Source organism: Geodermatophilus sp. SYSU D01105 (genome assembly GCF_054050095.1).
In genome coordinates this window covers 1-26,866 of record NZ_JBJGYR010000012.1, presented here as the reverse complement: position 1 = coordinate 26,866, position 26,866 = coordinate 1, and the positions used below count along the sequence as shown (strand labels likewise).

The window sequence follows — 26,866 nt, the reverse complement described above, 5'->3', positions numbered from 1 at the left end:
CTGCACCGCGTGGCCGACTCGCACCGCACGGAGCTCGCCGCGCCGCTGGCCGAACGCCTGCGGGCCCGCGGCCTGCGGCTGACCACCCAGCGCCAGCGGGTGCTCGCCGCCGTCGCCGCGATCGAGCACGCCACCCCGGAGGCGATCAGCGCCCGGCTGCGGGAGGACGCCGGCCCGGACGGCGCCGCCCCCGACACCTCCACGGTCTACCGCACCCTCGAGCTGCTGGAGCGGCTCGGCCTGGTGTGGCACACCCACCTCGGCAAGGGCGCGCCGGTCTACCACGCGGCCGAGCACCCGCACGTGCACGTCGTCTGCCAGGGCTGCGGGGAGATCTCCTCGGCCGACCCCGGGCTGCTGGACTCCGCCGCGGAACGTCTCGCGGCCGATCTGGGTTTCCAGCTCGACGTGGGGCACGTGGCGCTCTCCGGGACGTGCCGCGCCTGCCGCGAACGAGCCGACCAGGAGAAGCCATGACCACCGCGCCGTCCCCCCTGCTGTCCCTGCCCGGTGCCGTCGCCGTCCAGGACGGCTCCGTCGCGGCGCACTACGGCGACCCCCTGCGGGAGCAGCGCGCGCTCGCCGAGGGCGCCGGCCTGGTCGACCGCAGCGACCGCGACGTGCTGGCGGTCCCGGGCGCCGACCGGCTGGGCTGGTTGCACAGCCTCACCACCCAGCACCTCGACCGGCTCGCCGAGGGCACCGGCGCCGAGGCGCTGGTCCTCTCGCCCAACGGGCACGTCGAGCACCACCTCGTGCTCGCCGACCTGGCCGGCACCACCTGGGCCGACGTCGAGCCGGGCACCGGCGCGGCGCTGCAGACCTTCCTCGACCGGATGCGGTTCCTGCTGCGCGTCGAGCCGGCCCTGGTCACCCGGGAGTGGGCGCTGCTGTCGCTGGCCGGGCCGCGCGGGGACGCCGTCCTCGCCGCCGCCGGGCTGCCCGTGCCGGCCGGACCCCACGAGGTCCTCGCCCTCGACGGCGGCGGCTGGGTGCGGCGCATGCCGCCGATCGGTGAGGGCGCACCGGTGGTGGACCTGCTGGTGCCCCGAGCGGAGCTCGCCGCCCGCGCCGACGCGCTCGTCGCCGCCGGCGCCACCCCCGCCGGCCTGGACGCGTACGAGGCGCTGCGGGTGGAGGCCCGCCGGCCGCGGTCCGGCGTCGACACCGACCACCGCACGATCCCCAACGAGACCGGGTGGATGACCACCGCCGTCCACCTCGACAAGGGCTGCTACCGCGGCCAGGAGACGGTGGCGCGGGTGCACAACCTGGGCCGGCCGCCGCGGCGGCTGGTGCTGCTGCACCTCGACGGGCTCAGCGAGGAGCTCCCGCAGCCGGGCACCCCGGTGCTCGCCGGCACCCGCGAGGTCGGGCGGGCCGGGACCGTCGTGCGCCACCACGAGCTCGGCGCGGTCGCGCTGGCGCTGGTGAAGCAGTCGGTGAAGGCGGACGCCGACCTGAGCGTGGGCGGCGCGCGGGCGTCGATCGACCCCGACGACCTGCCGGGGGATCTGGACGACACTCGGGCGGCGGTGCGGGAGCGTGTGCGGGCCGTCCGTTCTGCGACGATCCCCCGGTGAGCTCCGGCACCCTGATCACGCTCGCCCCCACGGGGGCGGAGTCCGCGAAGGCGGACGTCCCCGCGCTGCCGGTGACCGTCGACGAGGTCGTGGCCACCGCGCGCGACTGCCAGGCTCTCGGCGCCGCCGTCATCCACCTGCACATCCGGGACACCGAGACCCGGCCGACCCTCGAGCTGGGCCGGGTGCGCGAGGTGGTCGCCGCCGTCCGGGAGGCCACCGACCTGGTCGTGCAGCTGTCCACGGGCGGCGCGGTGACCGACCCGTTCGACGCGCGCCTGGCCGTCCTCGACGCCGAGCCCGACGCCGCCTCGCTGTCGCTGGGCACGGTGAACTTCGGCCGCGACGTCTTCAGCAACCCCTGGGACCTCATCGTCGAGCTGCACACCCAGATGCAGCAGCGCGGCGTCGTGCCGGAGTACGAGGTCTTCGACCTCGGCCACCTGGCGACCCTGGCCCGGCTGCTGGACAGGTACGGCCCGCCGCACGGCGGCCACGTGCACGTGGACTTCGTCATGGGCGTCCCCGGCGGCATGCCCGGGACGACGCAGGCGCTGGCCGCCTGCCTGCCGCTCCTGCCCCCGGGCGCCTCCTTCGCGGCCACCGGGGTCGGGCGCACCTCGCTGCCGGTGATGCTCGCGGCCCTGTCGGCGGGCGGCCACCTGCGGGTCGGCATGGAGGACACGCTGACCTACGCACCCGGCGAGCCGGTGCGCGACAACGCGCAACTGGTGGCCCGCGCGGCGGGGTTGGCCCGGATCGCCCAGCGCCCGCCGATGAGCACCCCGGACGCCCGCGCGTTCCTCGGCATCTCCCCCCTTCCCGTGGAGGCTTCCTCGTGACCCCCGAACCCACGCCCGCCGGCGGTGCCACCGTCGACGCGCTGCTCGACCCCGGCTTCCTCGAGGCGGCGGTGCAGCGGCCGATGGCCGACGTCCGCCGGCTGCGCCGCCAGGCCGAGCAGGAGGAGGTCAACCTCTCCTACACGCGCCGGCTGCTGCAGGGCCGGCTCGACATCGTCCGGCGTGAGCTCCAGCGCCGGGCCGAGGACGACGGCCGGTCGCTGGTCGACCTGCTGCCGGAGATCCTGGCCGAGAAGGGGCGGGGCCCGGCGCACGGCCTCGGCCGCCACCAGACGGTGCAGCCGGCCGCGCCGGAGGAGTACGAGTCGTGGGTCAACGCCCTGACGCCCGGCGTCGACCTCTCCGCCGTACCCGAGCTGACCGACGACGAGTTGGAGCGGGCCGCACGGGCGCTGGCCACCGCGGAGAGCTCGCTGTCCGAGCGTCGCCGCGGCGTGCAGCAGGTGATGGACGGCCTGGCAGCCGAGCTCGCGCGGCGGTACCGCAACGGCGAGGCCGACGTGGCCGCGCTCCTGGCCGACGAGGGCAGGTGACGGCCCCCCGCGGGGGTCCGCCGCGTGGCCGGAGAACCCCGTGCTGGCCGAGGTCTGGCGGTCGGGGTTCCTCGAGTCGGTGCACCGGGGTGCGCTGGTCGTCGTCGGCCCCGACGGCGGGGTGCTGTTCTCCGCGGGGGACGTCGACCGGCCGGTGCTGCCCCGCTCGGCGAACAAGCCGGTGCAGGCCACCGCGATGCTCGCCGCCGGCTGGACCCCCCGCTCCGCCCAGGAGCTGGCGATCGGTGCCGGCTCGCACACGGGCGAGGACGGCCACCGGGAGCTCGCCGCCGCGATCCTGGCCGCCGCCGGCCTGGGCCCGGACGACCTGGGCTGTCCCCCGGCGCTCCCGTCGGACGAGGGGACCCGGGCGGCCTGGCTGGCCGCGGGCCGGGAGCCCGAGCGGCTGGCGATGAACTGTTCCGGCAAGCACGCGGCGATGCTGGCCGCCTGCGTCGCGGCCGGCTGGCCGACCGAGGGCTACCTGGAGCGCGAGCACCCGCTGCAGGAGGCCGTCGAGCGGCGGCTGGGGGAGGCGGCCGGGACGCCGGTGGCGGCGGTCGTCGTGGACGGCTGCGGTGCCCCCCAGCACGCGCTGCCCCTCACCGGCCTGGCGCGGGGGGTGTCCTCGCTGGTCGAGGCCGCACCCGAGACCCGGGAGCGGTCGGTCGCCGACGCCATGCGCGCCCACCCCTGGTTCGTGGCCGGGACCGGCCGCGACGACACCGAGCTGATGCGCGCCGTCGACGGGCTGCTGGTCAAGGTCGGCGCGGACGGCGTGCACGTGGCGGCGCTGCCCGGGCGGGGGGCGGTGGCGCTCAAGCTGGACGACGGCGGGGAGCGCGGCCGCACGCCCGCCCTGTGCGCGGGGCTGCGGCGGCTCGGCGTCCCCGCGGAGCAGCTGGCTCCGTTCGCGCGCACCGCGGTGACGGGTGGGGACGGCGTGGTCGGTGAGGTGCGCTCGGCCGCCGTCCTGCGGGGTTGAGCCGAACACCGGGCGTGTGAGGCGGCTCACGGTACGGTGCTAGCAGAAGCGCTTGCAACTGCTAGCACCGCTGGTTAGCGTCGTATCCGTGCAGACGCCCGGCGAGTTCGTCCGTGAGCAGGTGACCACGGTCCGCGAGAAGGTGGACCAGCTCGCGGGCAGCGTCGCGGAGACGGTGGCCGCCGAGCGGTCCAAGGTCTCGGCGACCAGTTCGCAGGTCGGCAACTACATCCGGGAGCAGCGCAGCGCGGCCCGGGTGTCCCTGCGCGAGCTCGCCCGCACCGCCGGCGTGAGCAACCCGTACCTCTCGCAGGTGGAGCGGGGGCTGCGCAAGCCGTCGGCGGAGATCCTGGCCGCCATCGCCAAGGGCCTGAAGATCTCGGCCGAGACGCTCTACGAGCAGGCCGGGATCCTCGACCGCCGGTCCGGCAACCCGGACACCGTGGCGGCCATCCGGTCCGATCCCTCGCTCTCCGAGCGGCACAAGGCGGTCCTGCTCGAGCTCTACGAGACCTACGTCCGCGAGCACGCCGCCAGCGAGCCCCCCGCCCCCAGCTCGACCCCCACCCCCAGTTCCTCGAAGGAGTCCGCATGACCGCCACCGAGACCCTCAAGAAGGCCGGCCGGACCGTCGTGGTCCAGCAGAAGACCGCCCTGCTGGCCGCCGTCGGCGCCGGCGACCTCGCCGTCGAGCGCACCCGCGCCGCCGTCGGCACCCTCCGCTCGCGCGCCGAGGCCCTGCCGGGCGAGGCCCAGGTCCAGGTCGACCTGGCCGCCAAGGAGGCCCGCACCCGCGCCAACGAGGCCGCCAACCGTGCCAAGGACGCCGTCCAGTCGGCCCGCACCACCGCCGAGCACGTCGCCTCCGCCGTCCGCCCGGACGCGGTCGTCACCACCGTGTCCGGTCTGGTGAGCACCGCCCGCACCCAGGCCGTGGCCACCATCGAGACCCTCGCCCTGCGCGGCGGCAAGGTCGTCGACGAGCTGCGTCGCCAGCCGGCCGTCCGGAAGGTCGTCTTCCGCGCCGAGCGCGCCGTGGACGCCGTCGAGGACCGTCTCGAGGACGTCCTCGAGGAGACCGCCGAGGTCGTGTCCGAGGCCTCCGACGAGGTGACCTCGGTCGTCCAGAAGACCGCCGCCAAGACCGCCAAGGCCGTGGACGCGGCCGAGGAGAAGGCCGCGCAGGCGGCCGACTCGGCCAAGGCCGCGCTCGAGGAGACCGCCGAGGTGCCCGCCCCGGCCAAGCCGGCCAAGAAGAGCTCGGCGGCCCGCAAGAGCACCAAGGCCACGACCACGGCCCGCGTGAGCCGGACCCGCACCGCCAAGACCGACGCCTGACGGTCGCCCCCGCCCAGGGCCCCGGAGCTGCCTCGCGCGCTCCGGGGCCCTGTGCTGTCCGGCGTGCCCCGATGGGGTAGCGCACGACCGCGGACGCCGCTGTCGCGGGTACCCTCCGGGCATGCTGTCCTTCGACGGGGTCATCTACCTCGGGCTGTACTACGGGGCCCTGGCGCTCACCGCGTACGCCCTCGTCGACGCCCTCGTCCGGCCCGCCGCCGGGTACGTCGCGGCGGGCAAGCTCACCAAGCCGGCCTGGGCCGCGATCACCGGGCTGGCCGTGCTGGTCGTCTTCTGGCAGGGCCCGATGAGCTTCCTCGGCCTCCCGGCGATCATCGCCGCGATCGTCTACCTGGTCGACGTCCGGCCCGCCGTCCGCGGCCTGCGCCGGGGCGGCAGCAGCTGGTGACCGTCGGTCAGTAGCCGCGATCTGCGGGCAGGACGACCCACAGCACCAGGTAGGCCACGAACTGCGGGCCGGGCAGGATGCAGGAGAGCACGAACGCCAGCCGCAGCCCGGTGACCGACAGGCCGTAGCGCCGGGCGATGCCCGAACAGACTCCCGCGATCACCTTGTTGCGGGTGTCGCGGCGCAGGGGTGGGCGAACAGGCGAGGTCATGCGCCCGACCCTACGGTCGCAGCGTGCTCCTGCGGGCGGTTCCGGGCGACGTCACCGAGGCCGACGGGTCAGACGCGCTGACCGAGCGCGGCCTCACCGGCTGAAGACGCCCTCCGGCGGCTCGGGTGAGGCCACGGCGTCGACGTCGTGCACCGGCTGCGCCCGCCCGGCGAAGCGGTCCAGTTCGGTGCCCTCGACCACCCGGCTGGGCATCGGGTCGGCGGCGCAGCGGCGGACCAGCGCGGCGATCGGCAGGTCGGCGTCGGACCCGACCGCCACCAGGTTCCCGAAGCGCCGTCCCTTGACGGTCCCCGGCTCGGCGAGCAGGCAGACGTGCGCGAACACGGCGCGCAGCGTGGCCACCTGGGCACGGGCGAAGCGCAGCGGCGGGCCGTCGGCGACGTTGGCCGCGTAGACGCCACCGGGTCGCAGCACCCGCCGGGCCTGCTGCGCGTACTCGACGCTGGTCAGGTGCGCCGGGGTGCGGGCGCCGGCGAAGACGTCGCTGACCACCACGTCGGCGCTGCCCGCGGGCAGGGCCTCGAGGCCGGCGCGGGCGTCGGCGGCCCGGACCCGGACCCGTGCCCCGCGCGGCAGCGGCAGGTGGGCGCGCACGAGGTCGGTGAGCGGCTGGTCGATCTCCACCACCCGCTGCCGGGAGCCCGGCCGGGTCACCGCGACGTACCGCGGCAGGGTCAGGGCGCCGCCGCCGAGGTGGACGACGTCGATCGGCCGGCCCTCCTCGGCGGCCAGGTCCAGCACGTGCCCCATCCGGCGGACGTACTCGAACTCCAGGTGGGAGGGGTCCTCGAGGTCGACGTGCGACTGTGGCGTCCCGTCGACCATCAGCACCCAGGAGCCGTCCCGGTCGGCGTCGCCGAGCAGCTCGGCGACCCCGCCGTCCACGCGCGTGGGGCCGGGCGGGACCACCTCGGGGGCGGGGCGCCGGCTCATCGGCCGCGGAGGAGGGCCTCGGCGGCCGGGTCCCCGCCGACGGCGACCTCGGCCGGGCGGCCCCAGAGCCGGCGGAGCAGGGCCTCGGCGGGCGCCTCGAGCCGGGCGTCGGCCTCGCCGGTCCCGTCACTGACCTCCACCGCGCCGCGGTCGACCCGCACCCACCACGCGCGGCCGGTGTCGGTGGAGCGCACCGCCACGGTCGCCGTCGACGTGCGCAGCGGCTCGGTGTGCGCCCAGCGGGGGACGACGACGCACAGCAGCTCGTCGACGCCGTCCTCGGCCAGCTCCGCGTCGACCGCGGTGACCGGGACGCCGGCGGCGACCTCGAGGTCCATCCGGTGGACGGCGTGCTCGTGCGCCTGCCGGCGGACCCACGACCCGGCGACCTGCTCCGCGGCGGGGCTCATGTGCCAGGCAGGGGAGTCCGGCGGCGTGGTGCGCAGGGCGCGCACCAGGTCGGCGTGGCCGGCCGCGTACCAGTCGAGCAGGCCGTCGTCCGGGGGCTGCGGCGGGGCGGCCGGGCGCTCGGTGGACCCCGCCCGCACGATCGCGGTGGCCCAGCGGTGGACGGCGCCGAGGTGGCCGACCAGGTCGCGGATCGTCCAGGCGGGCACCCACGGGACCGGGGCATCGAGGTCCGGCGCGGCGGTCAGCCCGGCGTCGACCTCCCGGGCGAGGACGCCGAACCGCTCGCCCTCCTCGACGACGGCCTCGATGCACCGCTGCCGGAGCGCCTCGTCGATGGCCACGGCGGTCATGGTGCCCGACCCTCCCGCGCCGGCCGCGGTCAGACCGGCGCGACGGCCGACCAGCGCACGCTGACCTCGCCCTGCCGCCACCGGCGGGTGGAGCCGACGAACGGCCAGCCCTGCTCGGCGAGGGACTCCACGGCGGCGGTCCAGCGCTGGCGGGGGCCGAACGTGGACAGTCCCGCCGCGCTCGCCCAGGCCGTGTCGAAGGCCCGGAGGAACTCGTGCACCGGCTGGCCCCGGACGTTGTGGTGGATGAGCGCCTTGGGCAGCCGCTCGGCGAGGTCGGAAGGCCGGTCGAGGTCGGCCACCCGCGCCGAGAGGGTCAGCGTGAGGGGACCGTCGGCGTCGAGGGCCACCCAGACCGCCCGCCGTCCCCACTCGTCGCAGGTGCCCTCGACCAGGAGGCCGCCGGGCCCGAGCGCGGCACACATGGTCTCCCAGGCGCGGCCGGCGGACTCCTCGTCGTACTGGCGCAGCACGTTGAACGCCCGGACCAGCACCGGCCGCAGCCCGGCCAGCTCGAAACCGCCCACCCGGAAGTCGACCCGGGGCGGGTCCCGGTCGGCGGCGACGGCGGCGACCCGCTCCGGGTCGATCTCCAGGCCGACCACCTCGAGGCCGTGCACCTCGGGGGCCAGCCGGTCGACCAGTTCCAGGGTGGTCACCGCCGACGCCCCGTAACCGAGGTCCACCACCAGCGGCCGGGCCGCGTCGCGCAGCCGCGGCACCTGGGTGGCCAGCAGCCATCGGTCGACCCGGCGCAGCCGGTTGGCGTTGGTCGTGCCGCGGGTGGGCAGGCCCAGGGCGCGGGCCCGGCCGGCCGCCAGGCGCGGGTTGGCCTTCCTGGGGAGGCTGGCCCGGCGCTTGTGGTCCCCGCCTCCTGCCTCGCTCACCGGTCCAGAGGGTAGTCGCGGTTAGCGTGGAGCCGTGCAGGTCCGACGGAACGCCCCCCTGGCGGAGCTGACGACGCTGGCGGTGGGTGGTCCGGCGGAGCGGCTCGTCGAGGTCACCGACGCCGGCGAGCTGGTCGCCGCGGTCCGCGAGGCCGACGAGGCCGGCCGCCCGTTGCTGCTGCTCGGCGGCGGCTCCAACGTCGTCGCGCCTGACGCCGGCTGGCCCGGGGACGTCGTCCTCGTCCGCAGCCGCGGCGTGCGGCGCGACGGCGGGCAGCTGGTCGTGCAGGCCGGCGAGCCGTGGGACGACCTGGTCGCGTACACCGTCGAGCAGCAGCTGGCCGGCATGGAGGCGATGTCGGGCATCCCCGGGTCCACCGGCGCCACGCCCGTGCAGAACGTGGGCGCCTACGGCCAGGAGGTCGCGCAGGTCATCACCGCCGTCCGGGTCTGGGACCGCGCGGAGGAGGCCGAGCGCACGCTGTCACCCGACGAGTGCGGCTTCGCCTACCGCGACAGCCGGCTCAAGCGCGAGCCCGGGCGGTTCGTCGTCCTCGAGGTGGGCTTCGCGCTGACGCCCGGGGAGCTGTCCCGGCCGATCGGGTACGCCGAGCTGGCGCGGCGGCTGGGCGTGGAGCTCGGGGAGACCGCCCCGCTGGCCGACGTCCGCGCCGCCGTGCTGGAGCTGCGCCGCGGCAAGGGCATGGTGTGGGACCCCGCCGACCCCGACAGCCGCAGCGCCGGCTCGTTCTTCACCAACCCGATCGTCCCGGCGCAGCGGGCCGTGGAGGGCTGCCCGAGCTGGCCCGCCGGTGACGGCCGGGTCAAGCTCAGCGCCGCCTGGCTGGTGCAGCACGCCGGCTTCGGCCGCGGCGTCCGCGAGGGCCGGGTCGGGACGTCGTCCCGCCACAGCCTGGCCCTGACCACGGCCGACGGCGCCACCGCCGACGAGCTGCTCGCCTTCTCCGAGAAGGTCATCGCCACCGTCCGGGAGCGCTTCGGCGTCACCCTCGAACGCGAGCCCACCGCCGTCCGGCCGTGAGTGGAGTGGGAGGGGCGCGGGAACCGCGCCGTACCACTCCGCTCAGGGCTCCTCGCGGAAGACCTTGTGCTGGGCGGCCTGGGCACGGGGGCGGACGACGAGCAGGTCGACGTTGACGTGGTGGGGGCGGGTGAGCGTCCACGCGACGCAGTCGGCGATGTCCTCGGCCACCAGCGGCTCGCGCACCCCGCGGTAGACCGACTCGGCCTTCTCCCGGTCACCGACCCGGTTGAGGGTGAACTCCTCGGTCCTCACCATCCCGGGCGCGATCTCGATGACCCGCACCGGCTGGTCGTAGAGCTCCAGCCGCAGCGTCTCGGCGAGGGTGTGCACCGCGTGCTTGGCGGCCGTGTACGACGCCCCGCCCTCGTAGGAGATCAGCCCCGCGGTGGACCCCATGAACAGCAGGTCGCCGGCGCCGGAGGCGATGAGCTTGGGCAGCAGCGCCTTGGTCAGCCGCACGGTGCCGAGCACGTTGACCTCGTAGGTGCGCTCCCAGGAGTCGAGGTCGGCCTCGGCGACCGGTGCGGCGTCGAAGGCCCCGCCGGCGTTGTTGACCAGCACGTCCACCCGGTCCAGGGCGCCGGCGAACTCCTCGACCGACACGGGGTCGGTGAGGTCCAGCGGCAGCGCCCGGCCGCCGATGGTGGCGGCCAGCTCGGTGAGCCGGTCCAGGCGCCGCGCCCCGAGGACGACGTCGAAGCCCTCCTCGGCCAGGCGCGCGGCGGTGGCCGCCCCGATGCCGCTGGACGCGCCGGTCACGACGGCGGTGCGGCCCTCACCGGGCAGGGGACGGGGCGTCGACGGAAGATGGCTGCTGGGACCGGGCATGAGGTCGATCCTGGCCCTGTTGCAGGATGGACAGTCGAGTGGGTGCCGTCCGGTGCCCGACCAGGGAGCCGAGGCGGGAGGTCGGACGTGGCCGCTCGCCGTCGCGCCCGGTCGGCCGCGCCCCGGCGGGTGGCGACGCTCTCGGTGCACACCAGCCCGCTCGACCAGCCCGGTGCCGGGGACGCGGGCGGCATGAACGTCTACGTCGTCGAGGTCTCCCGGCGGCTGGCCGCCCGGGGCATCGAGGTCGACGTGTTCACCCGTGCCACCTCCAGCGACCTCCCGCCGGTGGTGGAGATGAGCCCCGGCGTCACCGTGCGGCACGTCAGCGCCGGCCCGTTCGAGGGGCTGGGCAAGGAGGAGCTGCCCGGGCAGCTGTGCGCGTTCACCGCCGCGGTCCTCCGGGAGGAGGCCCAGCACGAGCCGGGCCACTACGACGTCGTGCACTCCCACTACTGGCTGTCGGGCCAGGTGGGCTGGCTGGCCCGCGACCGCTGGAGCGTGCCGCTCATCCACACCGCGCACACCCTTGCCAAGGTCAAGAACGCCGCCCTGGCCGCCGGTGACCGACCCGAGCCGCGGGCCCGGGTGATCGGCGAGGAGCAGGTGGTGGCCGAGGCCGACCGGCTGATCGCCAACACCGCCGACGAGGCCCGCCAGCTCGTCGAGCACTACGCCGCCGACCCGCGCCGCACCCTCGTCGTCCCGCCCGGGGTGGACCTCGACCGCTTCACCCCCGGCGACCGGACGGCGGCCCGCCGCGAGCTGGGCATCGCCGAGGACGCGGTGGTGCTGCTGTTCGTGGGGCGCATCCAGCCGCTCAAGGCGCCCGACCTGCTGCTCGAGGCCGCTGCCCGGATGCTCGCCGACGACCCGGCCCTGCGCGACCGCCTCCAGGTGCACGTCATCGGCGCGCCCAGCGGCTCCGGCCTGGAGGCGCCGCGGCAGCTCGAGCAGCTGGCCGCCGAGCTCGGCCTCTCCGACCTGGTCCGCTTCCTCCCGCCGCAGCACGCCGAGCGGCTCGCGCAGCACTACCGCGCCGCCGACGTCGCCGTCGTCCCCAGCCACAACGAGTCCTTCGGCCTGGTGGCGCTGGAGGCCCAGGCCTGCGGGACGCCGGTGGTGGCCGCGGCCGTGGGCGGGCTGCGCACCGCGGTGCGGGACGGGGTCTCCGGCGTGCTCGTCGAGGGCCGCGACCCCGTCGACTACGCCGCCGCGATCCGCGCCGTCCTGGCCCGCCGCGAGCTGTTGTCGGCCGGTGCCCGGCGGCACGCCGGCTCCTTCTCCTGGGAGCGCACCGTCGACTCGCTGGTCGCCGCCTACACCGCCGCCGCCGAGGAGATGGCCGCCGCCGCGCGCCACCGGGTCGCGGGTCCGGTGCTGCGCCCGGCTCGGGCGCTGGGGGCGGTGCTGCCGATCCCCGGGGTGGCACGGTGAGCGGACAGGCGCGTGAGCATCGCAGGGAGCGCCAGCGAGCGAGGAGCGGAGCGCCCCGCGGGAGCGAACGGACGGCACGGTGAGCGGGCAGCGGAGCGTCGAGGAGCTCGACGCGGTCATCGAGCAGACCCTGCGCGAGGCCGAGCTGGTGTTCGAGCACCCCGCTCCCGGCCGCTGGCTGGTCGACCTCCCCGGCACGAAGAAGCTCAAGACCGTCTGCGGGCTCATCGTCGGCGAGCACGCGCTGCGGGTGGAGGCGTTCGTCTGCCGCCAGCCCGACGAGAACCGCGAGCAGCTGTGGACCTTCCTGCTGCAGCGCAACGCCCGCATGTACGGCGTCGCCTACTCCATCGACCGCGTCGGCGACGTCTACCTGACCGGCCGGCTCTCGCACGCGGCGGTGACGCCCGAGGAGCTCGACCGGCTCCTCGGCGCCGTGCTGAGCTACGCCGACGAGCCGTTCAACACGATGCTCGAGATCGGCTTCGGCACCTCGATCCGCCGGGAGTGGGAGTGGCGGGTGAAGCGGGGGGAGTCCCTGCGCAACCTGGCGGCGTTCGCCGACTTCGCCGACCCGGAGCGCCGGTCGGGGACGCCGTCGGACGCCGGCGGCGAGGGGTGACGGCGACCGGACGCTCGCCGTCCGGCGCCCCGGTCGACGACCGCCCGGGCTACGCCCGCCGCTGGTGGGTGCTGGCCACGATGACGGTCTGCCTGCTCGTGGTGATCATGGGCAACACGACGCTGAACGTCGCCATCCCCACCCTGCAGCGCGAGCTGGACGCCAGCCAGGGCGAGCTGCAGTGGGCGATCGACGCCTACATCCTGGTCTTCGCCGGCCTGCTGTTCTCCTGGGGCGTGGTGGGCGACCGCATCGGCCGCCGCACCGTGCTGCTGGTGGGCCTGTCGATCTACACCGTCGCGTCGGTGTTCGGCGCGTTCAGCGACAGCCCGGCCGAGCTGATCGTCTGGCGGGCGGTGATGGGCATCGGCGGAGCGGCGGTCCAGCCGGCCACGCTCGCGGTCATCACGAACGTCTTCCCGCCCGGGGAGCGGGGGCGGGCCATCGGCATCTGGGCCGGCGCCGCGGGGCTGGCCGTCGCCGGCGGGCCGCTGGCCAGCGGCGCGGTCCTCGAGAGCTCCTGGTGGGGCGCGATCTTCCTCATCGCCGTGCCGGTCGCCGTCCTCGGGATGGTCGCGACGGTGCTCGTCGTCCCGGAGTCGCGCGACCCCTCGCCGGGCCGGCTCGACGTGCCCGGCGTGCTGCTGTCCATCGCAGCGCTGGCCGGGCTGGTCTACGGGATCATCCACGGCGGCTCCGGCGAGGGCTGGACCTCCCCGGGCGTGCTGGTCCCGCTGCTCGGCGGGCTGGCCCTGCTGGTCCTGTTCATCTGGCTGCAGCGGCGCTCGACCCACCCGGCGCTGGACGTCACGCTGTTCCGCAGCCCGGCCTTCTCCGCCGCCGCGGCCGCGCTGGGACTGAACTTCTTCGCGCTGATGGGCGCGACCTTCTACCTCGTCTACTACCTGCAGGGCGTCCGCGGCTACGGGCCGCTGGGCAGCGGCGCCGCGCTCATCCCCATGGCGCTGGGCATGGCGGTCATGGCGCCGGGCAGTTCCCGGCTGGCCGAGCGCTTCGGTGCCAAGGCCGTCGTCGCCACCGGGTTCTCGCTCATCACGCTGGCCGTGCTCGGGTTCCAGCTGCTCGACCGCAGCTCGCCGCTGTGGCTGCTCCTGACGATCCTGTCGGTGCAGGGGCTGGGCATGGGCGCGGTCATGGCGCCCACGACCGAGTCGATCATGTCCGTCGTCCCGCGGCACAAGGCCGGTGCGGGCGCCGCCGTGAACAACTCCGTGCGGCAGGTCGGCGGTGCGCTGGGCGTGGCCATCCTCGGGTCGCTGCTGGCCTCGTCCTACGCGTCCTCCCTCGGGGACGCCGTCGAGGTGCTGCCGCCCGAGGCCCGCACGGAGGCCAGCACCTCGCTGGTCGCGACGCTCGAGGCGGTCGCCGGGGTCCGCGCCGGCGGGGACCCCGACGCCGCGGCCGCCGCGTCCTCCCTGCTCGACCCCGCGCAGGAGGCCTTCGTCTCGGCCATGCACGTCACCGCGGTCGGGACGGCGGCGGCCTGCCTGGTCGCCGCCGTCGTGGTGCTCCTCTGGCTGCCCGGGCACCGGCGGCGGCCCGCTCAGGAGGCGGTCCCGGCCCACCAGTAGGTCGTCGACGTCCGCGGCCGGTCGTCGCGGAACCGGCGCATCGCCGCGGCCACCTCCGGCTCCCGCTCGACCGGCAGGCACAGCCGGCGGCGGGTGAAGGCCAGGACGACGTCCTCGGACGCCTCCCGCCAGGGGTCGGGCCGCGCATCGGTGACCGACTCCGCGGCGACGCCCAGCTCGGCGAGCACCTCGCCGAACAGCTCCGCGCTCGGACCGGTGGGCCGGTCCTGGCCGTGGAAGTGCCGCCACAGCGCCCGCAGGGAGGTCCACGGGTGCAGGTCGCTGAGCTCGACGACCACCCGGCGGCGGGCGTGGCCGGTCAGCGCACCGACGAACGGGGCGATGTCGGGCACGTTGTAGACGACGTCCGCCGCGACGACGACGTCGGCCGGCGGCACCTCGGCGGCCACGTCGGGCCACCGTCCGCACCAGGTCCGCACCGGCGTCGCCCCGGCCGCGACCCGGTAGCGCTCGAGCATCTCCGGAGAGGAGTCCACGGCGAGCAGCTCCGCGGCGCCCACCGGGATGCTCGCCCGCCCACCGCCGCAGCCGACGTCCAGCACGCTGGCGGGCGCCACCTCCCGGGCGACGTCGACGGTGCGGCCCGGCCGGCGGGTGCTGCCGAACAGGCCCGGCGGGAACCCGTAGGGCGACTCGGGCGCCGCGGCCAGGATCGCCGGGTCGATGGTCCACGCGGCGAGCTCCTCGGCCCAGCGCAGCACGGCGGTCACGCGCCGATGGTCCTCTGCACCCCCGGGTCCCCCGCAGGGGCCCGCCGCGAGCGTGCGAGTGGTGGGGGGCAGGGGGGTCCTTCTAGCGTGGCGGCGGTGCAGGACCAGTCCGGGCAGCAGCGCCTCGTCCGGGCACTCATGGGCCTGGTCGCGGCCTCGGCGCTGGTCTACCCGATGCTGCTGTGCGCGGTGCAGCTGGCCCTCGCGCAGCTCGTCGTCGTCGACGTCCCCGCGGTGGTGCTGTGGCTTGCGGTTGCAGTGACCTGCAGCGTCGCCCTCGTCGCGGCGGTGCGCTGGGGCGCCGAGCGGCCGGTCCGCAGCCCGTGGCTGCTGATCGGGCTGGCGCCGCCGGCCGTGTTCGAGCTGTGGGTGGTGTGGCCCCTGCTCACCGGCTGAACGGCGCGGTCCTCGGCCCCCGCCCGATCGGGACGAGCCTCCGGACGGGGCCGACGCCGGGTCGCACGTGATCGGGCAGGATGACCGGTGTGACGACGACTGCCCCCGGGACGCTGGTGCTGCTCCGCCACGGCGAGAGCGAGTGGAACAAGGCCAACCTGTTCACCGGCTGGGTGGACGTGCCGCTGTCGGAGAAGGGCCGCGTCGAGGCCGCCCGCGGAGGGGAGCTGCTCGCCGAGCACGGCCTGCTCCCGGAGGTCGCGCACACCTCGGTGCTCAAGCGGGCCATCACCACCGCCGAGCTGGCCCTGGCCGCGGCCGACCGGCAGTGGATCCCGGTCAAGCGGTCGTGGCGGCTCAACGAACGGCACTACGGCGCGCTGCAGGGCAAGGACAAGGCCGCGACGCTCGCCGAGTACGGCGAGGAGCAGTTCATGGTCTGGCGGCGCTCGTACAGCACCCCGCCGCCGCCCATCGACCCGGCCAGCGAGTACTCCCAGGACGGCGACCCGCGCTACGCGATGCTGCCGTCGGAGGTGCGGCCGCAGACCGAGTGCCTGGCCGACGTCGTCGTCCGGATGCTGCCCTACTGGTACGACGCGATCGTCCCGGACCTGCGCGCGGGGCTGACCGTGCTCGTCGCCGCGCACGGCAACAGCCTGCGGGCGCTGGTCAAGCACCTCGACGGCATGGGAGAGGACGAGGTGGTGGGCCTCAACATCCCCACCGGCGTCCCGCTGCGCTACGACCTGGACGAGGACCTGCGGCCGGTCAAGCCGGGCGGGGAGTACCTCGACCCGGACGCGGCCGCGGCCGCCATCGAGGCGGTCAAGAACCAGGGCAAGAAGTAGCCCAGGACACCGAAGGGCCCTTCCCCAGACAGGGGAGGGGCCCTTCGACGTACTGGAGGCGTGTCGTCCGGAGGACGACACCGCCATCCCGCGGTCGATCTCCCGGAGGGCGATCAGTTCGCTGTCGCGTGCATCTCCCGCTCGCCGGTGACGAGGAAGACGACCCGCCGGGCGACGCTGACCGCGTGGTCGGCGAACCGCTCGTAGTAGCGGCCGAGCAGCGTGATGTCGATCGCCGCCTCCATGCCGTGCTTCCAGTCCGTGGAGAGCAGCTCGCGGAACAGCTGCCGGTGCAGCTGGTCCATGAGGTCGTCGTCGGCCTCGAGGTGGGCGGCGGCCTCGACGTCGAGCTTGGCGATCACGGTGGCGGTCTGGCTGACCAGGCTCTCGGCGACGTGGCCGGCCTGCAGGAAGATCGGGCGCAGCTCCTGGGGCACGGCGGGCTCCGGGAAGCGCATCCGCGCGAGCTTGGCCACGTGGACGGCGAGGTCGCCCATGCGCTCGAGGTCGGCGATCATCCGCATCGCCGCGGTGATGGTGCGCAGGTCGGTGGCCACCGGCGCCTGACGGGCCAGCAGGGTGAAGCAGCGCTGCTCGATGCTCTCGCGGGTGGCGTCGATGTGGTCGTCACCCTCGATGACCAGGTTGGCCAGCTCGATGTCGGCGTCCAGGAGGGCGGTGGTCGCCTTGCTCATCGCGGAGCCGACCGAGTTCGCCATCTCGACCAGGCAGCTGTTGATGTCCTCGAGTTCCTCGTGGTAGTGCTGGCGCACCGTCGTCGTCCTCCTCGTGGGCCGGCGGACCGGCAGTGGCTGGGGCGCCGCTAGTCGTCTGTTCGGCTCGCCGGCGCTCTCCCCGTCGAGCGTAGGGCCGCATCTCCACGCCCTCCGGCCCTCCGGGTGAACGACCGGGCACGGGAACGTGAACAGTCCCGATACGGCGGCGAACCGCCACTCGGACGGGGGATGACCAGGGGTCGCGGCCGCCTAGCATCGAGGTCGTGAGCCCCACGGTCGCCCTCGTGGTCGGCCTGGTCATCGGTGGTGCCCTGGTCGCCACGGTCCTGCTGCGCTACTCCCGTCCCGACCTCGACCGCTCGGCCCCGCCCCCGGCGGCGCCGCTGGCGGAGGCGGTGTTCGCCCGGCGGCTGCTCGACCTCATGGACCCGGCGGTGGTGCTGCTGGACGCCGACGACGTCGTCGTCCTGGCCAACCCGGCGGCCCGGGCCCTCGGCATCGTGCGCGACACCCGGCTGCTGGTGCCCGACCTGCTCGACCTGGCCGGCGAGGTCCGTGCCGGCGGGCGGCGGCGGGCCGACGTCTCGCTGCCCGGTCCCCTCGTCGGCGGCGGTCCTCGGCTGGTCGGGGTCCACGGCGTCCGCCTCGAGGCGGGCTCCGCGCCGGGCGGGCCGGTGGCGCTCGTGCTGCAGGACGTCACCGAGGCCCGCCGGGTGGAGGCCGTCCGCCGCGACTTCGTCGCCAACGTCGGGCACGAGCTGAAGACGCCGGTGGGGGCGCTGTCCCTGCTGGCCGAGGCCGTGCAGGACGCCGCGGACGACCCGGAGACCGTCCGGCGGTTCTCCGCGCGCATGACGCACGAGGCCGACCGGCTGGCGCGGCTGGTCCGCGAGCTCATCGACCTGTCCCGGTTGCAGGGCGGCGAGCCGCTGCCGGAGCTGGTGCCCGTCGAGGTCGACCGGGTCGTCGCCGAGGCCGTCGACCGCACGAAGCTGGCCGCGACCGCCAAGCACATCGTCATCGCCAGCGGGGGCCAGCGCGGTCTGGTGGTGCGCGGGGTCGAGGCGCAGCTGGCGACCGCGGTGACGAACCTGCTGGCCAACGCGGTCGCGTACAGCCCCGACGGGACCCGGATCGCCGTGGGCGCCCGCGCCCGGTCCGGGTTCGCCGAGATCACGGTGACCGACAGCGGCATCGGCATCCCGCGCCAGGACCGCGCGCGGGTCTTCGAGCGCTTCTACCGGGTCGACCAGTCGCGGGCCAGCAGCACCGGTGGCACGGGCCTCGGGCTGGCCATCGTCAAGCACGTCGCCAGCAACCACGGTGGCTCGGTGAGCGTGTGGAGCGAGGAGGGCCTCGGCTCCACGTTCACCCTGCGGATCCCGCTCGCCGCCCGGACGGCCGGTGACCCCGCCTCCGGTCGGGCGGCCGCCGACTCCAACCCCGCCGGCGACGTCGTCGCCGAGCACCCCATCGCCGGTGACGCGGTCGCCGGGGACGCCCCGAAGGGACGGTCATGACCCGAGTGCTGGTGGTGGAGGACGAGGAGTCCTTCTCCGACGCGCTGTCCTACATGCTGCGGCGGGAGGGCTACGACGCGGTCGTGGCCGCGACCGGGCCCGACGCGCTGGCGGAGTACGACCGCGGCGGGGCCGACGTCGTCCTGCTCGACCTCATGCTGCCCGGGCTGCCGGGGACGGAGGTGTGCCGGGCGCTGCGGTCCCGCGGCAACGTGCCGATCATCATGCTGACCGCCAAGGACTCCGAGGTGGACAAGGTCGTCGGGCTGGAGCTGGGCGCCGACGACTACGTCACCAAGCCCTACTCCGCGCGCGAGCTGGTGGCCCGGATCCGCGCGGTGCTGCGCCGCCGGGGCGACGTCGAGACCCCGATCGAGGCCACCCTCGAGGCCGGCCCCGTGCGGATGGACGTCGAGCGGCACGTGGTCGCGGTCGACGGCGAACCCGTGTCGCTCCCGCTCAAGGAGTTCGACCTGCTGGAGCTGCTGCTGCGCAACTCCGGCCGGGTGCTCACCCGCGGCCAGCTGATCGACCGCGTGTGGGGCTCGGACTACGTGGGCGACACCAAGACCCTCGACGTCCACGTCAAGCGGCTGCGCGCCAAGATCGAGCCGGACCCGGCCAACCCCAAGCACCTGGTGACCGTCCGCGGCCTCGGCTACAAGTTCGAGGCCTGACAGAGGACCTACGGCCCCCTGCAGAGGCCCGCCGTGGCCCCGCCCCGGTCCCACCCTGACCTCGCGGAGGGTGGGAGGGCGGGGTCCTTCGACTACTGGCCCCGGCCGGTCTCCTCCTGCAGTTCGTCGATCTTGCGGGAGGCGTCGGCCTTGCTGAGGTCCTCGGGGACCTCCTCGCCGGCCTCGCGGGCGAGGGTGTTCAGGTAGCTCTGCTGCGCGCCGGTGGCCGGCTCGTCGCCGGTCACCCAGTCCGACGGGTCCTTCTCCGTGGTGCGCTCGGTGTGGGCGTTCGATTCGCTCATGTGTTCGAGCGTAGGACGGCGGCGCGCCGCCCGCACGGCCAACTCAGGCCCGCGCCAGCTCCCGCGCCGGCCGCGCCGGGACCACGCTCTCCTCGGTGTGCTGCCGGTGGCTGTCCTCCCAGCGGCGTCCGGTGCGGTACACGTGCACGGCGCCGCAGGCGGGGCACTCGACGTGCATCGCGATGTGGGTCGGGTGGTTGACCACCGAACGGATGCGCCGATCGGCGACCAGCTCGTCGGTCCGGGTCACGGGGCAGGTGATCAAGAACATGGGGAGAGCGTGCTCCCGGTCACAGCCGGGCACGAGTGGCAGGACTGACCGCGACCGCAAGTTCTCTGCCATCATGTCGGCATGAGTGGAGCGGACCGTCCCCTCGTCGTCAGCACCGTCGTCGCCGACGGGCTCGTGGGCAGCTTCGGCCTCGGCGTGGCGGCCGAGGTCTTCGGCTACGACCGCCGCGCCATGGGGTTGCCGCGGTTCGACTTCGGCCTGGTCACCGAGCAGCCGGGCGTCGTCCGCACCGACACCGGCATCCCGATCACCGTGGAGCACGGCCTCGACCGGCTGGCCGCGTCCGACATCGTGACGATCACCGCCTGGGAGCTGTTCGACCGCGTCCCGTCGCCGCAACTGCTCGACGCGTTCCGCGCCGCTGCGGCCAACGGGGCGCTGATCGTCAGCCAGTGCACCGGGGCCTTCGTGCTCGCCGAGGCCGGGCTGCTCGACGGCCAGCGGGCCACCACGCACTGGAAGTACGCCGGCGAGCTGGCCGCCCGGTACCCGCGGGTGCAGGTCGACCCGATGGTGCTCTACGTCGACAACGGCGCGATCATCACCGGGGCCGGCACCGCCGCGGGTGTGGACACCCTGCTGCACGTCGTCCGCCGGGAGTGGGGAGCCGCGGCGGCCAACGCGCTGGCGCGGGAGATGGTCGTCCCGCCGCACCGCGACGGCGGGCAGGCGCAGTTCATCGACGCCCCCGTCCCCGCCTGCGAGGACGACCTGCTCGGCGCCGTCCTGGAGTGGGCCTCGGCGCACCTGGCCGAGGACATCAGCGTCGAGCTGCTGGCCCGCCGGGCGCTGATGAGCCCCCGCAGCTTCGCCCGACGGTTCAAGGCCACCACCGGGACGACGCCGCACGCCTGGCTGCTCGGCCAGCGGCTGGCCGCTGCCGAGGAGCTGCTCGAGAACAGCGACGCGCCGGTCGAGGAGATCGCCCGGCTGGTCGGCTTCGGCACCGCGGCCGGGCTGCGGGAGCAGTTCACCCGCCGTCGCGGCGTCTCCCCCCGCACCTACCGGCAGACGTTCCGCAAGGCGCTCCCGGTGGCCGCCGACGAGGAGACGGCCGCCTGAGAGAGGACCCCCGGGAGGACCCCCAGGAGGACCCCCGGAAGGACCCCGTCCTCCCCACCACTCGCAGGCTCGCGGCGGTGCCCTGGACGGGGCCGGGGACACCAGCCGAGGCCCGCGGCCGCTCCTGGGCTCAGGTGCCGGGGATGGGCCGGGCGATGCCGACCAGCGAGTCCAGCCGCCCGGCGTTGGACGGCGCCAGCGGGCTGCGGATCACCCGGGTGAGGGCCAGCCCGGCGCGGGCGAGCAGCAGCGCGTGGGTCCGCGGGGTGAAGTGCCAGATGTGCTCGGTCGGCTTGAGCGTCCACCAGCGGGTGCCCAGCAGCCGGGCGGGCAGCGACGAGTAGTAGGGCGTCGAGAAGGCCACCACACCGTCGTCGGCGACCAGCGAGCGCACCGAGCGCCAGAAGGACAGCGGATCGGGCACGTGCTCGACGGTGTCCCAGGCGCAGACGACGTCGAAGCCGGGCGCCAGCGGGGCGTCCTCGAGCTGGCCGCAGAACACGTCCAGGCCGAGGGCGTCGCGGGCGTGCTTGGCGCCGGTGCGGGAGAGCTCCACGCCGGACGTCGTCCAGCCGGTGCCGCGCGCGGCGGCCAGGAACAGGCCGTAGCCCGCGCCGACCTCCAGCAGCCGCCCGCCGGCCGGCGCGCCGCCCCGGGCGGCGTCGACGAGCCGCAGCCGGCCGGCCGTCCAGGTGCGCTGCAGCAGCATCGCGGGGGAGAGGCTGCTCCCGGTCGGGGCTCCGACATCGGAGGCGGCGTCCGTGCTCGAGACGCCACCGCCGTACACGCCGCCCTCGAAGTAGCCGACGTCGTCGTAGAGCCGCTGCAGTGCCTCGGGGCGCAGCCGCGGGCTGACGAACACCAGCGAGCACTGCGGGCAGCGCACCACCCCGAACGGGTCGACGTCGTGCACCAGGCTGCCGGCGACACCGCAGAGGCAGCAGACGACCTCCTCGGTGTCCGCGGCGGTCCACTGCGCGAGCTCGGTCACCGGATCAGCCTACGGAGCGACCGGGGCCGTCCCCGGCAGCGGGAGACCGAACCGGGACCGGCGGGTCGGCGGGTGGGGAGGGCGCGGGTGCGGTGCCCTCGGCGGCGGCCGGGTAGCGCAGCGCCAGCAGGCTGTCGATCCGGCGCCGGACGGCAGGGGAGACCAGGCCGCCCTCGCCCTCGGCGTCCAGCAGCTCGCCGGGCACGACGACGTAGCGGTCCGGCGCGGCGTCGGCCTGGGCCAGGAACGCGCGCCGCACCGCCTCGGGGTCGGCGTCCACGGGCCCGGCGGTGACCGGGGAGTCGACCACCACCGTGAGGTCGGGCAGCAGGCCGCGGGTGGCCCACAGCGACGTCCGGAAGATGCGGTCGGCGTCGAGGCCCTGCCCGGCGCCGTGGAAGGCGATCGAGGTGTCCACGTAGTGGGTGTTCACCACGACCTGGTTGCGCTCGAGGGCCGGGCGGATGACGGTCGCGACGTGCTGCGCGCGGTCCGCGGCGGCCAACAGCGCCGCCGTGTGCGCCCCGACCGGCGCCCCGGCGTCGTCCGTGGGCGGCTCGGGGGACGGGAAGCCGGTGCCCGAGCCCGGCGGCGGCGGGAACAGCACGCCGCGCACCTGCCGGCCCAGCTGGGTGTCGCTGGGCTCGGAGGTGACGACGACCGGGCAGCCGCGCTCGCGCAGCACCAGGGCCAGGGCCTCGGTGTACCGGCGGGTGAGCTCGCGGTCGGCCCCCTCGACGACGACGAACAAGCCCACCCCGGACGACGACGCCGACAGGATGTCCGAGCTGCCCCACAGCAGGCGGGCCATGTCGCGGAACCGGGTGCGGCCGCGCCCGGCCGCCACCTGCCGCCGCGCGTAGGCGCTCACCGTGAAGGCGATCAGCCCGCCGACGAGGAGGGTCAGGCCAGGCCCGGTGACGGTCAGCCGCAGGTCGCCGAACTGCAGGTCGTGGCTGCCCAGCAGGCCGGCCAGGCCGGGGCCGACCGCCACGGACAGCAGCAGGATGATCCGCACCGAGGAGACGACGAAGGAGAAGACCCGGCCGCGCAGCCGGTCCTCGACCTCGAAGCCGATGAGCGTGTACCCGATGATCCAGCTCACGCCGGCGAACAGGCCGACGAGGAAGGCCGCCCCGGTCGCCAGCACGAAGTCCCGCAGCACCGACATGGCCAGCAGCGCCAGGCCGGCCAGGCCGATGGCGTTGGCGAAGACGCTGCGGCGGGGGACCGTCGGCAGGATGCGGGGTCCCACCAGCATGCCGATCGCCAGGCCGGTGAACACCACCCCGAAGACCACGCCGTAGCCGGCGGTGCCGGCCTCCAGGGTGGCGACGTAGAGCTGGGCGACGCCGATGGTGAGCCCGCCGGCGCCGAACGCGCCGATGACCCCGACGTAGAGGGCGCGCATCAGGGGCCGGCCGCGGAGGAAGGACACGCCCTCCACCACGAGGGAGAAGACGTTGCGCTGCTCGCCGTCCCGGCCGGCCGGCGTCCCGGGGATGAGGCGCCGGGAGAGCAGCACGGTGAGCGCGCTGAGGCCGAAGCTGGCCGAGTTGAACACCAGGGCGACGACGATGGCGGTCCTGGCCTCGCCGCCCTCACCCCCGCCGGGGAACACCCGGGTGATGGTCGACAGCAGCGCGAACAGCAGCGAGGCCACCGGCACCGCGCCGTAGACGGAGAACAGCGACACCTGGTTGGCGACGGCGAGCCGTTCGCGGGGCACGATCGCCACCCACATCGCCTGCTTGGCGGGGTTGGTGAACAGCCCGACGGCCTCGACGAGGAACTGGGCGACGTAGAGCCAGGTCAGCTCGTAGGTGACCGCGATGGACAGGTACAGCGACATCGCCAGCAGCTCGCCGACGACCACGGTGGTCCGGCGGTCCAGCCGGTCGGCCAGCGCGCCGGCCAGCGGGCCCAGGAGCAGGTCGGGGAGCAGCCGGGTGAGGATCACCCCGGAGATGGCTGCGCCCTGCACGGCCAGCGACTCCTCGCGGGTCAGCTGCTGGGCCATCGCCGTGGTGGCCAGGAGGCCCAGCCAGTCGCCGAGGCTGGAGACGGTGATCGCCGCCCACAGCCGGCGGAACACCGGGATGCGGACCAGCGCGACGAAGGCGTTGTCGGGGCGCGCGTCCGCCTCGCGGATCCGTTCCCCGGCCGCGGGACGGCCCGCCGTCGCGCGCTCCTCGCTCACAGTCCCCGCCGTCCGCTCGTCGTTCCGTCCCGGGAAGGGTAGTGGCGCGGGGGACCCGGTCAGTGCCGCTGCACCCCCGAGGAGGGAGACGCCTCCGGGCGCCGGCGGTGCAGCACGACCGGGACCGGGCGGGGGCTGGCCGGGTGCGGGGCGACCAGTCCCTGGTCGAGCCGGGCCTCGGTGAGCCGGAGCAGCTCGGCGTAGGCCGGCGCGCCGAGCAGGGCGGTCAGCTCCGCGGCATAGGTCAGCACCAGGGGCTCGGGCGACACGTGCGCGGCCGGCGAGCCGGTGCACCACCAGTGCAGGTCGTGCCCGCCCGGTCCCCAGCCGCGCCGGTCGAACTCGCCGATGCTGCTCACCAGCACCGTCGTGCCGTCGGGCCGCTCGACCTCCTCCTGCTCCCGCCGGACCGGCAGCTGCCAGCAGACGTCGGGCTTGGTGAGCAGCGGGTGCAGGTCCTCGCGCAGCGCCATGCGGTGCAGCGCGCAGCCCGTGCCGCCGGGGAAGCCGGGGCGGTTGAGGAACACGCAGGCGCCGTCGACCAGGCGGGTGCGCAGCGAGCGGACGCCGCCCTCGTCGTCGGCGTCGTCTGCCTCGGTCCAGGCGCCGCGCCCGACGGGGGCGAGCTGCCAGTCGTCGTCGGTGAGGTCCGCGACGGCGGCGGTGACCCGGGCCAGGTCGTCCTCGTCGGTGAAGAAGGCCCCGTGGCTGCAGCAGCCGTCGTCCGGCCGGCCCTCCACGACGCCGGCGCAGCCGCGGCCGAACACGCAGGTCCACGCCGAGGACAACCAGGTCAGGTCGGCGCGGACGACGTGTCGCGGATCAGCCGGGTCGGGGAACTCCACCCACTCGCGGGCGAAGTCCAGGGGCACCTCGGGCGGGACGTCCTGCACCGGGCCGAGGGTAGGCGGCCCGGGTCGGGCGACCGGGTCCGCGGGCCGGCCGCCGCTCCCGCCGACGACGCCGGCGGGGACCCGGTGACCGGACGCGCCGCCCCGCCGTCCCCCTGACGCACCCCCCGTGACCGGCCGGTTCCGGGGGCGACCGGCAGACTGACGGCATGCGGCTCGGGGTGCTGGACGTCGGATCGAACACCGTCCACCTGCTCGTGGTCGACGCCCACCGCGGCGCGCACCCCACGCCGATGCACGACGACCGGTCGGTGCTGCGGCTCGCCGAGCACGTGGGCCAGGACGACGTCCTCTCCAAGGAGGGCGAGAAGGCGCTGGTCAAGGCCGTGCGCCGGGCCTGCGACCAGGCCGAGAAGCAGGGCTGCGAGCAGCTGCTGGCCCTGGTGACCTCCGCCATCCGCGAGGCCGTCAACGGGCTGGAGGTCCTCGAGCGGGTGCGCGAGAAGACCGGCGTCGACCTCCAGGTGACCAGCGGCGAGGAGGAGGCCCGGCTGACCTTCCTCGCCGTCCGCCGGTGGTTCGGGTGGAGCGCCGGCCGGTTGCTGGTCCTCGACATCGGCGGCGGCTCGCTGGAGCTGGCCAGCGGCCTGGACGAGGACCCGGACGTCGCCCTCTCGCTGCCCCTGGGCGCGGGCCGGATGACCCGCCGCTACCTGCCCGACGCGCGCACGGGCGGGCGTCCCGACCTCGCCGCCCTGTCCGAGCTGGACGCGCACGCCGCCGACCTGCTCAAGCCGGCGGCCAAGAAGCTGCTGGGCGCCGGGCCTCCCGACCTGGTCGCGGCCACCAGCAAGACCTTCCGCACCCTCGCCCGGCTCACCGGTGCCGCGCCGTACTCGGCCGGGCTGCGCGAACCCCGCCAGCTCACCCGCGCCGGGCTGGAGCAGCTGATCGGCTTCGTCGCCCGCATCGAGTCCTCGGCCCTGGCCGAGCTGCAGGGTGTGTCCCCCGACCGCGCCCACCAGATGCCCGCGGGCGCCGTCGTGGCGCACGCGGCGCTGCGGGCGCTGGACGTACCGTCCGTCCGGATCTGCCCGTGGGCACTGCGGGAGGGGGTCATCCTCCGGCGCCTGGACCAGTTGGGGGACGAACGATGACGACCCCGAGGGAGCGTCGCGACGCGCCTCGCAGAGACCCGGACACCGCCGGCCGACCCCTGGCCGACATCCTGCGGGAGGCCGGTGTCGAGTCGCCCCGGGCCCGGCGGCGCCGGGGCGACGACGAGTACGACACCGGGGTCCGGCAGCGGGGGAGCGGGGGCGACCGCGGGACCGACCCCGGCGTCCGGCGGCGGGCGGCCGATGCCCTCACCGGCGACACCGGCCGGGTGGGGGAGCGCCGCCCGTCCGGCCGCCGGGTGAGCGACCGCACCGGCGACCTCGCGCCGTCCCCCCAGCCCGCGCGCCGCGCGCGGGACGCGGGGCCCTCCACGGCCGCGATCCCCGGCCTGCGGCCCTCCCGCAAGCCCGGCGTGCCGGGGACGACGACCTCCGCGGCGGTGACCTCCGGGCCGGGAGTCACCGGCGCGGGGCGGTCGACGACGGCACCCCGCGGCGCGGGCCCGGAGACGGGGCCGTCGACCGGCCCCATCCCCGTCGTCCGCCCCGACGACGCGCCGCTGCTCGAGGACGAGGCGCTCGGCCCACGGGAGGGCGCCCTCGCCTGGCTGCGGTTCGGCGGCGAGCTGGTCGTCGCCCTCGCCGCCGGCGTCGGCATCTACTTCCTGTTCACCGTGTTGTGGGAGCTGCTGCCCTACCTGGCCGTGGTGCTGGCACCGCTGGCCGTGGCCGGGCTCGTCGCCGGTGTCGGGGCCTGGCGCCAGCGCCAGGACAAGGAGCACGCCGGGGTGCGCCTGGTCGGCGTCCTGGTCTTCGCCGGGACGCTGCTCACCATCGCGCCGGCCGCGGGGCTGCTCTCCGCCGGCTGATCGAGGACCCCCTGCCCCCCGCCAGTCGCACGCTCGGGGCGGGACCCCGCAGGGGGCCGCCCCCGCCCCCGCGGTGGACGGACCCCGCCCTAGTTGTACTGCCCGGAGAGGTTGTTCAAGCGGGTGATCGGCGGGTGGCATCCGATCGCGGTGTGGGGCCGGTGATGGTTGTACTCGTGCAGCCAGGCTGGCAGCGCCTTCCGGCGGGCTGACTCGCTGAG

General features: G+C 75.6%; 32 protein-coding genes. 19 read left to right on the top strand and 13 right to left on the bottom strand.

Annotation, left to right across the window (positions count from 1 at the left end; all coding sequences use genetic code 11):
* The first annotated feature begins 9 nt into the window (after positions 1–9).
* From ACI79I_RS13020 to ACI79I_RS12985, 8 genes are all read left to right on the top strand, one after another.
* The gene (locus ACI79I_RS13020) at positions 10–477 is read left to right on the top strand and encodes a Fur family transcriptional regulator (RefSeq protein WP_456992758.1); all 468 of its coding nucleotides are present in this window, start codon (positions 10–12) and stop codon (positions 475–477) included.
* Positions 474–1,583, top strand: coding sequence for a CAF17-like 4Fe-4S cluster assembly/insertion protein YgfZ (ygfZ, locus tag ACI79I_RS13015; RefSeq protein WP_456992757.1), 1,110 nt, complete (start codon positions 474–476; stop codon positions 1,581–1,583). The genes ACI79I_RS13020 and ygfZ overlap by 4 nt, the downstream gene beginning before the upstream one ends.
* Entirely contained in the window at positions 1,580–2,425 is an 846-nt protein-coding gene (locus ACI79I_RS13010) for a 3-keto-5-aminohexanoate cleavage protein (RefSeq protein WP_456992756.1), read from the top strand. Before ygfZ ends, ACI79I_RS13010 begins: the two co-directional genes overlap by 4 nt.
* A complete protein-coding gene (locus tag ACI79I_RS13005) occupies positions 2,422–2,979 on the top strand; it encodes an RsiG family protein (protein WP_456992755.1) in 558 nt (185 codons plus the stop codon). The genes ACI79I_RS13010 and ACI79I_RS13005 overlap by 4 nt, the downstream gene beginning before the upstream one ends.
* 40 nt (positions 2,980–3,019) lie before the next feature.
* Positions 3,020–3,964: an asparaginase gene (locus ACI79I_RS13000; RefSeq protein WP_456992754.1), complete on the top strand. Its 945-nt coding sequence runs from the start codon at positions 3,020–3,022 to the stop codon at positions 3,962–3,964.
* A gap of 88 nt (positions 3,965–4,052) precedes the next feature.
* Entirely contained in the window at positions 4,053–4,559 is a 507-nt protein-coding gene (locus ACI79I_RS12995; RefSeq protein ID WP_456992753.1) for a helix-turn-helix domain-containing protein, read from the top strand.
* Positions 4,556–5,302, top strand: coding sequence for a hypothetical protein (locus ACI79I_RS12990; RefSeq protein ID WP_456992752.1), 747 nt, complete (start codon positions 4,556–4,558; stop codon positions 5,300–5,302). Before ACI79I_RS12995 ends, ACI79I_RS12990 begins: the two co-directional genes overlap by 4 nt.
* A gap of 121 nt (positions 5,303–5,423) precedes the next feature.
* On the top strand, positions 5,424–5,711 hold the full coding sequence (locus ACI79I_RS12985; RefSeq protein WP_456907989.1) for a DUF2516 family protein: 288 nt from the start codon (positions 5,424–5,426) through the stop codon (positions 5,709–5,711).
* A 7-nt stretch (positions 5,712–5,718) separates the two neighbouring features.
* Here the strand turns inward: ACI79I_RS12985 and ACI79I_RS12980 are convergent, their stop codons facing one another.
* From ACI79I_RS12980 to ACI79I_RS12965, 4 genes are all read right to left on the bottom strand, one after another.
* The gene (locus ACI79I_RS12980) at positions 5,719–5,922 is read right to left on the bottom strand and encodes a PspC domain-containing protein (protein WP_456992751.1); all 204 of its coding nucleotides are present in this window, start codon (positions 5,920–5,922) and stop codon (positions 5,719–5,721) included.
* A 93-nt stretch (positions 5,923–6,015) separates the two neighbouring features.
* Positions 6,016–6,876 (bottom strand): spermidine synthase, encoded by an 861-nt coding sequence (locus tag ACI79I_RS12975; protein WP_456992750.1) that lies wholly within the window; start codon positions 6,874–6,876, stop codon positions 6,016–6,018.
* Positions 6,873–7,637, bottom strand: a complete 765-nt coding sequence (locus ACI79I_RS12970; protein WP_456992749.1) for a maleylpyruvate isomerase N-terminal domain-containing protein — start codon at positions 7,635–7,637, stop codon at positions 6,873–6,875. The genes ACI79I_RS12975 and ACI79I_RS12970 overlap by 4 nt, the downstream gene beginning before the upstream one ends.
* Before the next feature lie 29 nt (positions 7,638–7,666).
* Positions 7,667–8,524 (bottom strand): class I SAM-dependent methyltransferase, encoded by an 858-nt coding sequence (locus ACI79I_RS12965; protein ID WP_456992748.1) that lies wholly within the window; start codon positions 8,522–8,524, stop codon positions 7,667–7,669.
* Positions 8,525–8,558: 34 nt separating this feature from the next.
* Between ACI79I_RS12965 and ACI79I_RS12960 the strand changes: the two genes are divergently transcribed.
* Complete coding sequence (locus tag ACI79I_RS12960) at positions 8,559–9,566, top strand: UDP-N-acetylmuramate dehydrogenase (RefSeq protein WP_456992747.1); 1,008 nt, start codon at positions 8,559–8,561, stop codon at positions 9,564–9,566.
* 42 nt (positions 9,567–9,608) lie between these two features.
* Here ACI79I_RS12960 and ACI79I_RS12955 read toward each other — a convergent pair whose 3' ends face one another.
* On the bottom strand, positions 9,609–10,397 hold the full coding sequence (locus tag ACI79I_RS12955; RefSeq protein ID WP_456992746.1) for an SDR family oxidoreductase: 789 nt from the start codon (positions 10,395–10,397) through the stop codon (positions 9,609–9,611).
* Between the two features lie 87 nt (positions 10,398–10,484).
* Between ACI79I_RS12955 and mshA the strand changes: the two genes are divergently transcribed.
* The 3 genes from mshA (at position 10,485) to ACI79I_RS12940 (ending at position 14,048) form a co-directional block, all read left to right on the top strand.
* Complete coding sequence (mshA, locus tag ACI79I_RS12950; protein WP_456992745.1) at positions 10,485–11,834, top strand: D-inositol-3-phosphate glycosyltransferase; 1,350 nt, start codon at positions 10,485–10,487, stop codon at positions 11,832–11,834.
* A gap of 79 nt (positions 11,835–11,913) precedes the next feature.
* Positions 11,914–12,456 carry a YbjN domain-containing protein gene (locus ACI79I_RS12945; protein ID WP_456992744.1) on the top strand — a complete coding sequence of 181 codons (543 nt, stop codon included), beginning with the start codon at positions 11,914–11,916 and terminating at the stop codon, positions 12,454–12,456.
* Positions 12,453–14,048, top strand: coding sequence for an MFS transporter (locus ACI79I_RS12940; protein ID WP_456992743.1), 1,596 nt, complete (start codon positions 12,453–12,455; stop codon positions 14,046–14,048). Before ACI79I_RS12945 ends, ACI79I_RS12940 begins: the two co-directional genes overlap by 4 nt.
* Here the strand turns inward: ACI79I_RS12940 and ACI79I_RS12935 are convergent.
* Positions 14,021–14,779: a methyltransferase domain-containing protein gene (locus tag ACI79I_RS12935; protein ID WP_456992742.1), complete on the bottom strand. Its 759-nt coding sequence runs from the start codon at positions 14,777–14,779 to the stop codon at positions 14,021–14,023. The two genes, ACI79I_RS12940 and ACI79I_RS12935, sit on opposite strands and share 28 nt — an antisense overlap.
* Before the next feature lie 96 nt (positions 14,780–14,875).
* Between ACI79I_RS12935 and ACI79I_RS12930 the strand changes: the two genes are divergently transcribed.
* Positions 14,876–15,175, top strand: coding sequence for a hypothetical protein (locus ACI79I_RS12930; RefSeq protein WP_456992741.1), 300 nt, complete (start codon positions 14,876–14,878; stop codon positions 15,173–15,175).
* An 89-nt stretch (positions 15,176–15,264) separates the two neighbouring features.
* On the top strand, positions 15,265–16,026 hold the full coding sequence (locus tag ACI79I_RS12925; protein ID WP_456992740.1) for a phosphoglyceromutase: 762 nt from the start codon (positions 15,265–15,267) through the stop codon (positions 16,024–16,026).
* Positions 16,027–16,139: 113 nt separating this feature from the next.
* Here ACI79I_RS12925 and phoU read toward each other — a convergent pair whose 3' ends face one another.
* Positions 16,140–16,799, bottom strand: a complete 660-nt coding sequence (phoU, locus tag ACI79I_RS12920) for a phosphate signaling complex protein PhoU (RefSeq protein ID WP_456992739.1) — start codon at positions 16,797–16,799, stop codon at positions 16,140–16,142.
* Between the two features lie 227 nt (positions 16,800–17,026).
* On the opposite strand from phoU, the gene ACI79I_RS12915 reads away from it, so the two are divergent.
* Both ACI79I_RS12915 and ACI79I_RS12910 read left to right on the top strand, forming a co-directional pair.
* Positions 17,027–18,283: a sensor histidine kinase gene (locus ACI79I_RS12915; RefSeq protein ID WP_456992738.1), complete on the top strand. Its 1,257-nt coding sequence runs from the start codon at positions 17,027–17,029 to the stop codon at positions 18,281–18,283.
* The gene (locus tag ACI79I_RS12910) at positions 18,280–18,960 is read left to right on the top strand and encodes a winged helix-turn-helix domain-containing protein (protein ID WP_456943675.1); all 681 of its coding nucleotides are present in this window, start codon (positions 18,280–18,282) and stop codon (positions 18,958–18,960) included. The genes ACI79I_RS12915 and ACI79I_RS12910 overlap by 4 nt, the downstream gene beginning before the upstream one ends.
* A gap of 92 nt (positions 18,961–19,052) precedes the next feature.
* Here the strand turns inward: ACI79I_RS12910 and ACI79I_RS12905 are convergent, their stop codons facing one another.
* Together ACI79I_RS12905 and ACI79I_RS12900 are read right to left on the bottom strand one after the other, a co-directional pair.
* Positions 19,053–19,262, bottom strand: a complete 210-nt coding sequence (locus ACI79I_RS12905; RefSeq protein WP_456943676.1) for a DUF3072 domain-containing protein — start codon at positions 19,260–19,262, stop codon at positions 19,053–19,055.
* Positions 19,263–19,305: 43 nt separating this feature from the next.
* Positions 19,306–19,533, bottom strand: a complete 228-nt coding sequence (locus tag ACI79I_RS12900) for a hypothetical protein (RefSeq protein ID WP_456992737.1) — start codon at positions 19,531–19,533, stop codon at positions 19,306–19,308.
* An 81-nt stretch (positions 19,534–19,614) separates the two neighbouring features.
* On the opposite strand from ACI79I_RS12900, the gene ACI79I_RS12895 reads away from it, so the two are divergent.
* Positions 19,615–20,616, top strand: a complete 1,002-nt coding sequence (locus ACI79I_RS12895) for a helix-turn-helix domain-containing protein (protein WP_456992736.1) — start codon at positions 19,615–19,617, stop codon at positions 20,614–20,616.
* Between the two features lie 130 nt (positions 20,617–20,746).
* Here ACI79I_RS12895 and ACI79I_RS12890 read toward each other — a convergent pair whose 3' ends face one another.
* From ACI79I_RS12890 to ACI79I_RS12880, 3 genes are read right to left on the bottom strand one after another with little or no spacing between them, the layout of a single operon-like run.
* The gene (locus ACI79I_RS12890; RefSeq protein ID WP_456992735.1) at positions 20,747–21,607 is read right to left on the bottom strand and encodes a class I SAM-dependent methyltransferase; all 861 of its coding nucleotides are present in this window, start codon (positions 21,605–21,607) and stop codon (positions 20,747–20,749) included.
* Positions 21,608–21,611: 4 nt separating this feature from the next.
* Entirely contained in the window at positions 21,612–23,807 is a 2,196-nt protein-coding gene (locus ACI79I_RS12885; RefSeq protein WP_456992734.1) for a bifunctional MFS transporter/dTMP kinase, read from the bottom strand.
* A gap of 59 nt (positions 23,808–23,866) precedes the next feature.
* Positions 23,867–24,700 (bottom strand): hypothetical protein, encoded by an 834-nt coding sequence (locus tag ACI79I_RS12880; protein ID WP_456992733.1) that lies wholly within the window; start codon positions 24,698–24,700, stop codon positions 23,867–23,869.
* Positions 24,701–24,867: 167 nt separating this feature from the next.
* Here ACI79I_RS12880 and ACI79I_RS12875 point away from each other — a divergent pair, with 167 nt between their 5' ends.
* Both ACI79I_RS12875 and ACI79I_RS12870 read left to right on the top strand, forming a co-directional pair.
* Positions 24,868–25,815: a Ppx/GppA phosphatase family protein gene (locus tag ACI79I_RS12875; protein ID WP_456992732.1), complete on the top strand. Its 948-nt coding sequence runs from the start codon at positions 24,868–24,870 to the stop codon at positions 25,813–25,815.
* Entirely contained in the window at positions 25,812–26,645 is an 834-nt protein-coding gene (locus ACI79I_RS12870) for a hypothetical protein (RefSeq protein ID WP_456992731.1), read from the top strand. The genes ACI79I_RS12875 and ACI79I_RS12870 overlap by 4 nt, the downstream gene beginning before the upstream one ends.
* Positions 26,646–26,734: 89 nt before the next feature.
* On the opposite strand, the gene ACI79I_RS12865 is transcribed toward ACI79I_RS12870, so the two are convergent.
* Positions 26,735–26,866 (bottom strand): integrase core domain-containing protein (locus ACI79I_RS12865; RefSeq protein WP_456992871.1); only part of this gene is annotated, 132 nt, incomplete at its 5' end.

Coding starts and splice junctions, on each gene's coding strand:
- ACI79I_RS12905 (WP_456943676.1), bottom strand. CDS start 19,262: ATGAGCGAATCGAACGCCCACACCGAGCGCACCACGGAGAAGGACCCG.
- ACI79I_RS12875 (WP_456992732.1), top strand. CDS start 24,868: ATGCGGCTCGGGGTGCTGGACGTCGGATCGAACACCGTCCACCTGCTC.
- ygfZ (WP_456992757.1), top strand. CDS start 474: ATGACCACCGCGCCGTCCCCCCTGCTGTCCCTGCCCGGTGCCGTCGCC.
- ACI79I_RS12985 (WP_456907989.1), top strand. CDS start 5,424: ATGCTGTCCTTCGACGGGGTCATCTACCTCGGGCTGTACTACGGGGCC.
- ACI79I_RS12900 (WP_456992737.1), bottom strand. CDS start 19,533: ATGTTCTTGATCACCTGCCCCGTGACCCGGACCGACGAGCTGGTCGCC.
- ACI79I_RS12990 (WP_456992752.1), top strand. CDS start 4,556: ATGACCGCCACCGAGACCCTCAAGAAGGCCGGCCGGACCGTCGTGGTC.
- ACI79I_RS12895 (WP_456992736.1), top strand. CDS start 19,615: ATGAGTGGAGCGGACCGTCCCCTCGTCGTCAGCACCGTCGTCGCCGAC.
- ACI79I_RS12955 (WP_456992746.1), bottom strand. CDS start 10,397: ATGCCCGGTCCCAGCAGCCATCTTCCGTCGACGCCCCGTCCCCTGCCC.
- ACI79I_RS12980 (WP_456992751.1), bottom strand. CDS start 5,922: ATGACCTCGCCTGTTCGCCCACCCCTGCGCCGCGACACCCGCAACAAG.
- ACI79I_RS12910 (WP_456943675.1), top strand. CDS start 18,280: ATGACCCGAGTGCTGGTGGTGGAGGACGAGGAGTCCTTCTCCGACGCG.
- ACI79I_RS12970 (WP_456992749.1), bottom strand. CDS start 7,637: ATGACCGCCGTGGCCATCGACGAGGCGCTCCGGCAGCGGTGCATCGAG.
- ACI79I_RS12870 (WP_456992731.1), top strand. CDS start 25,812: ATGACGACCCCGAGGGAGCGTCGCGACGCGCCTCGCAGAGACCCGGAC.
- ACI79I_RS12975 (WP_456992750.1), bottom strand. CDS start 6,876: ATGAGCCGGCGCCCCGCCCCCGAGGTGGTCCCGCCCGGCCCCACGCGC.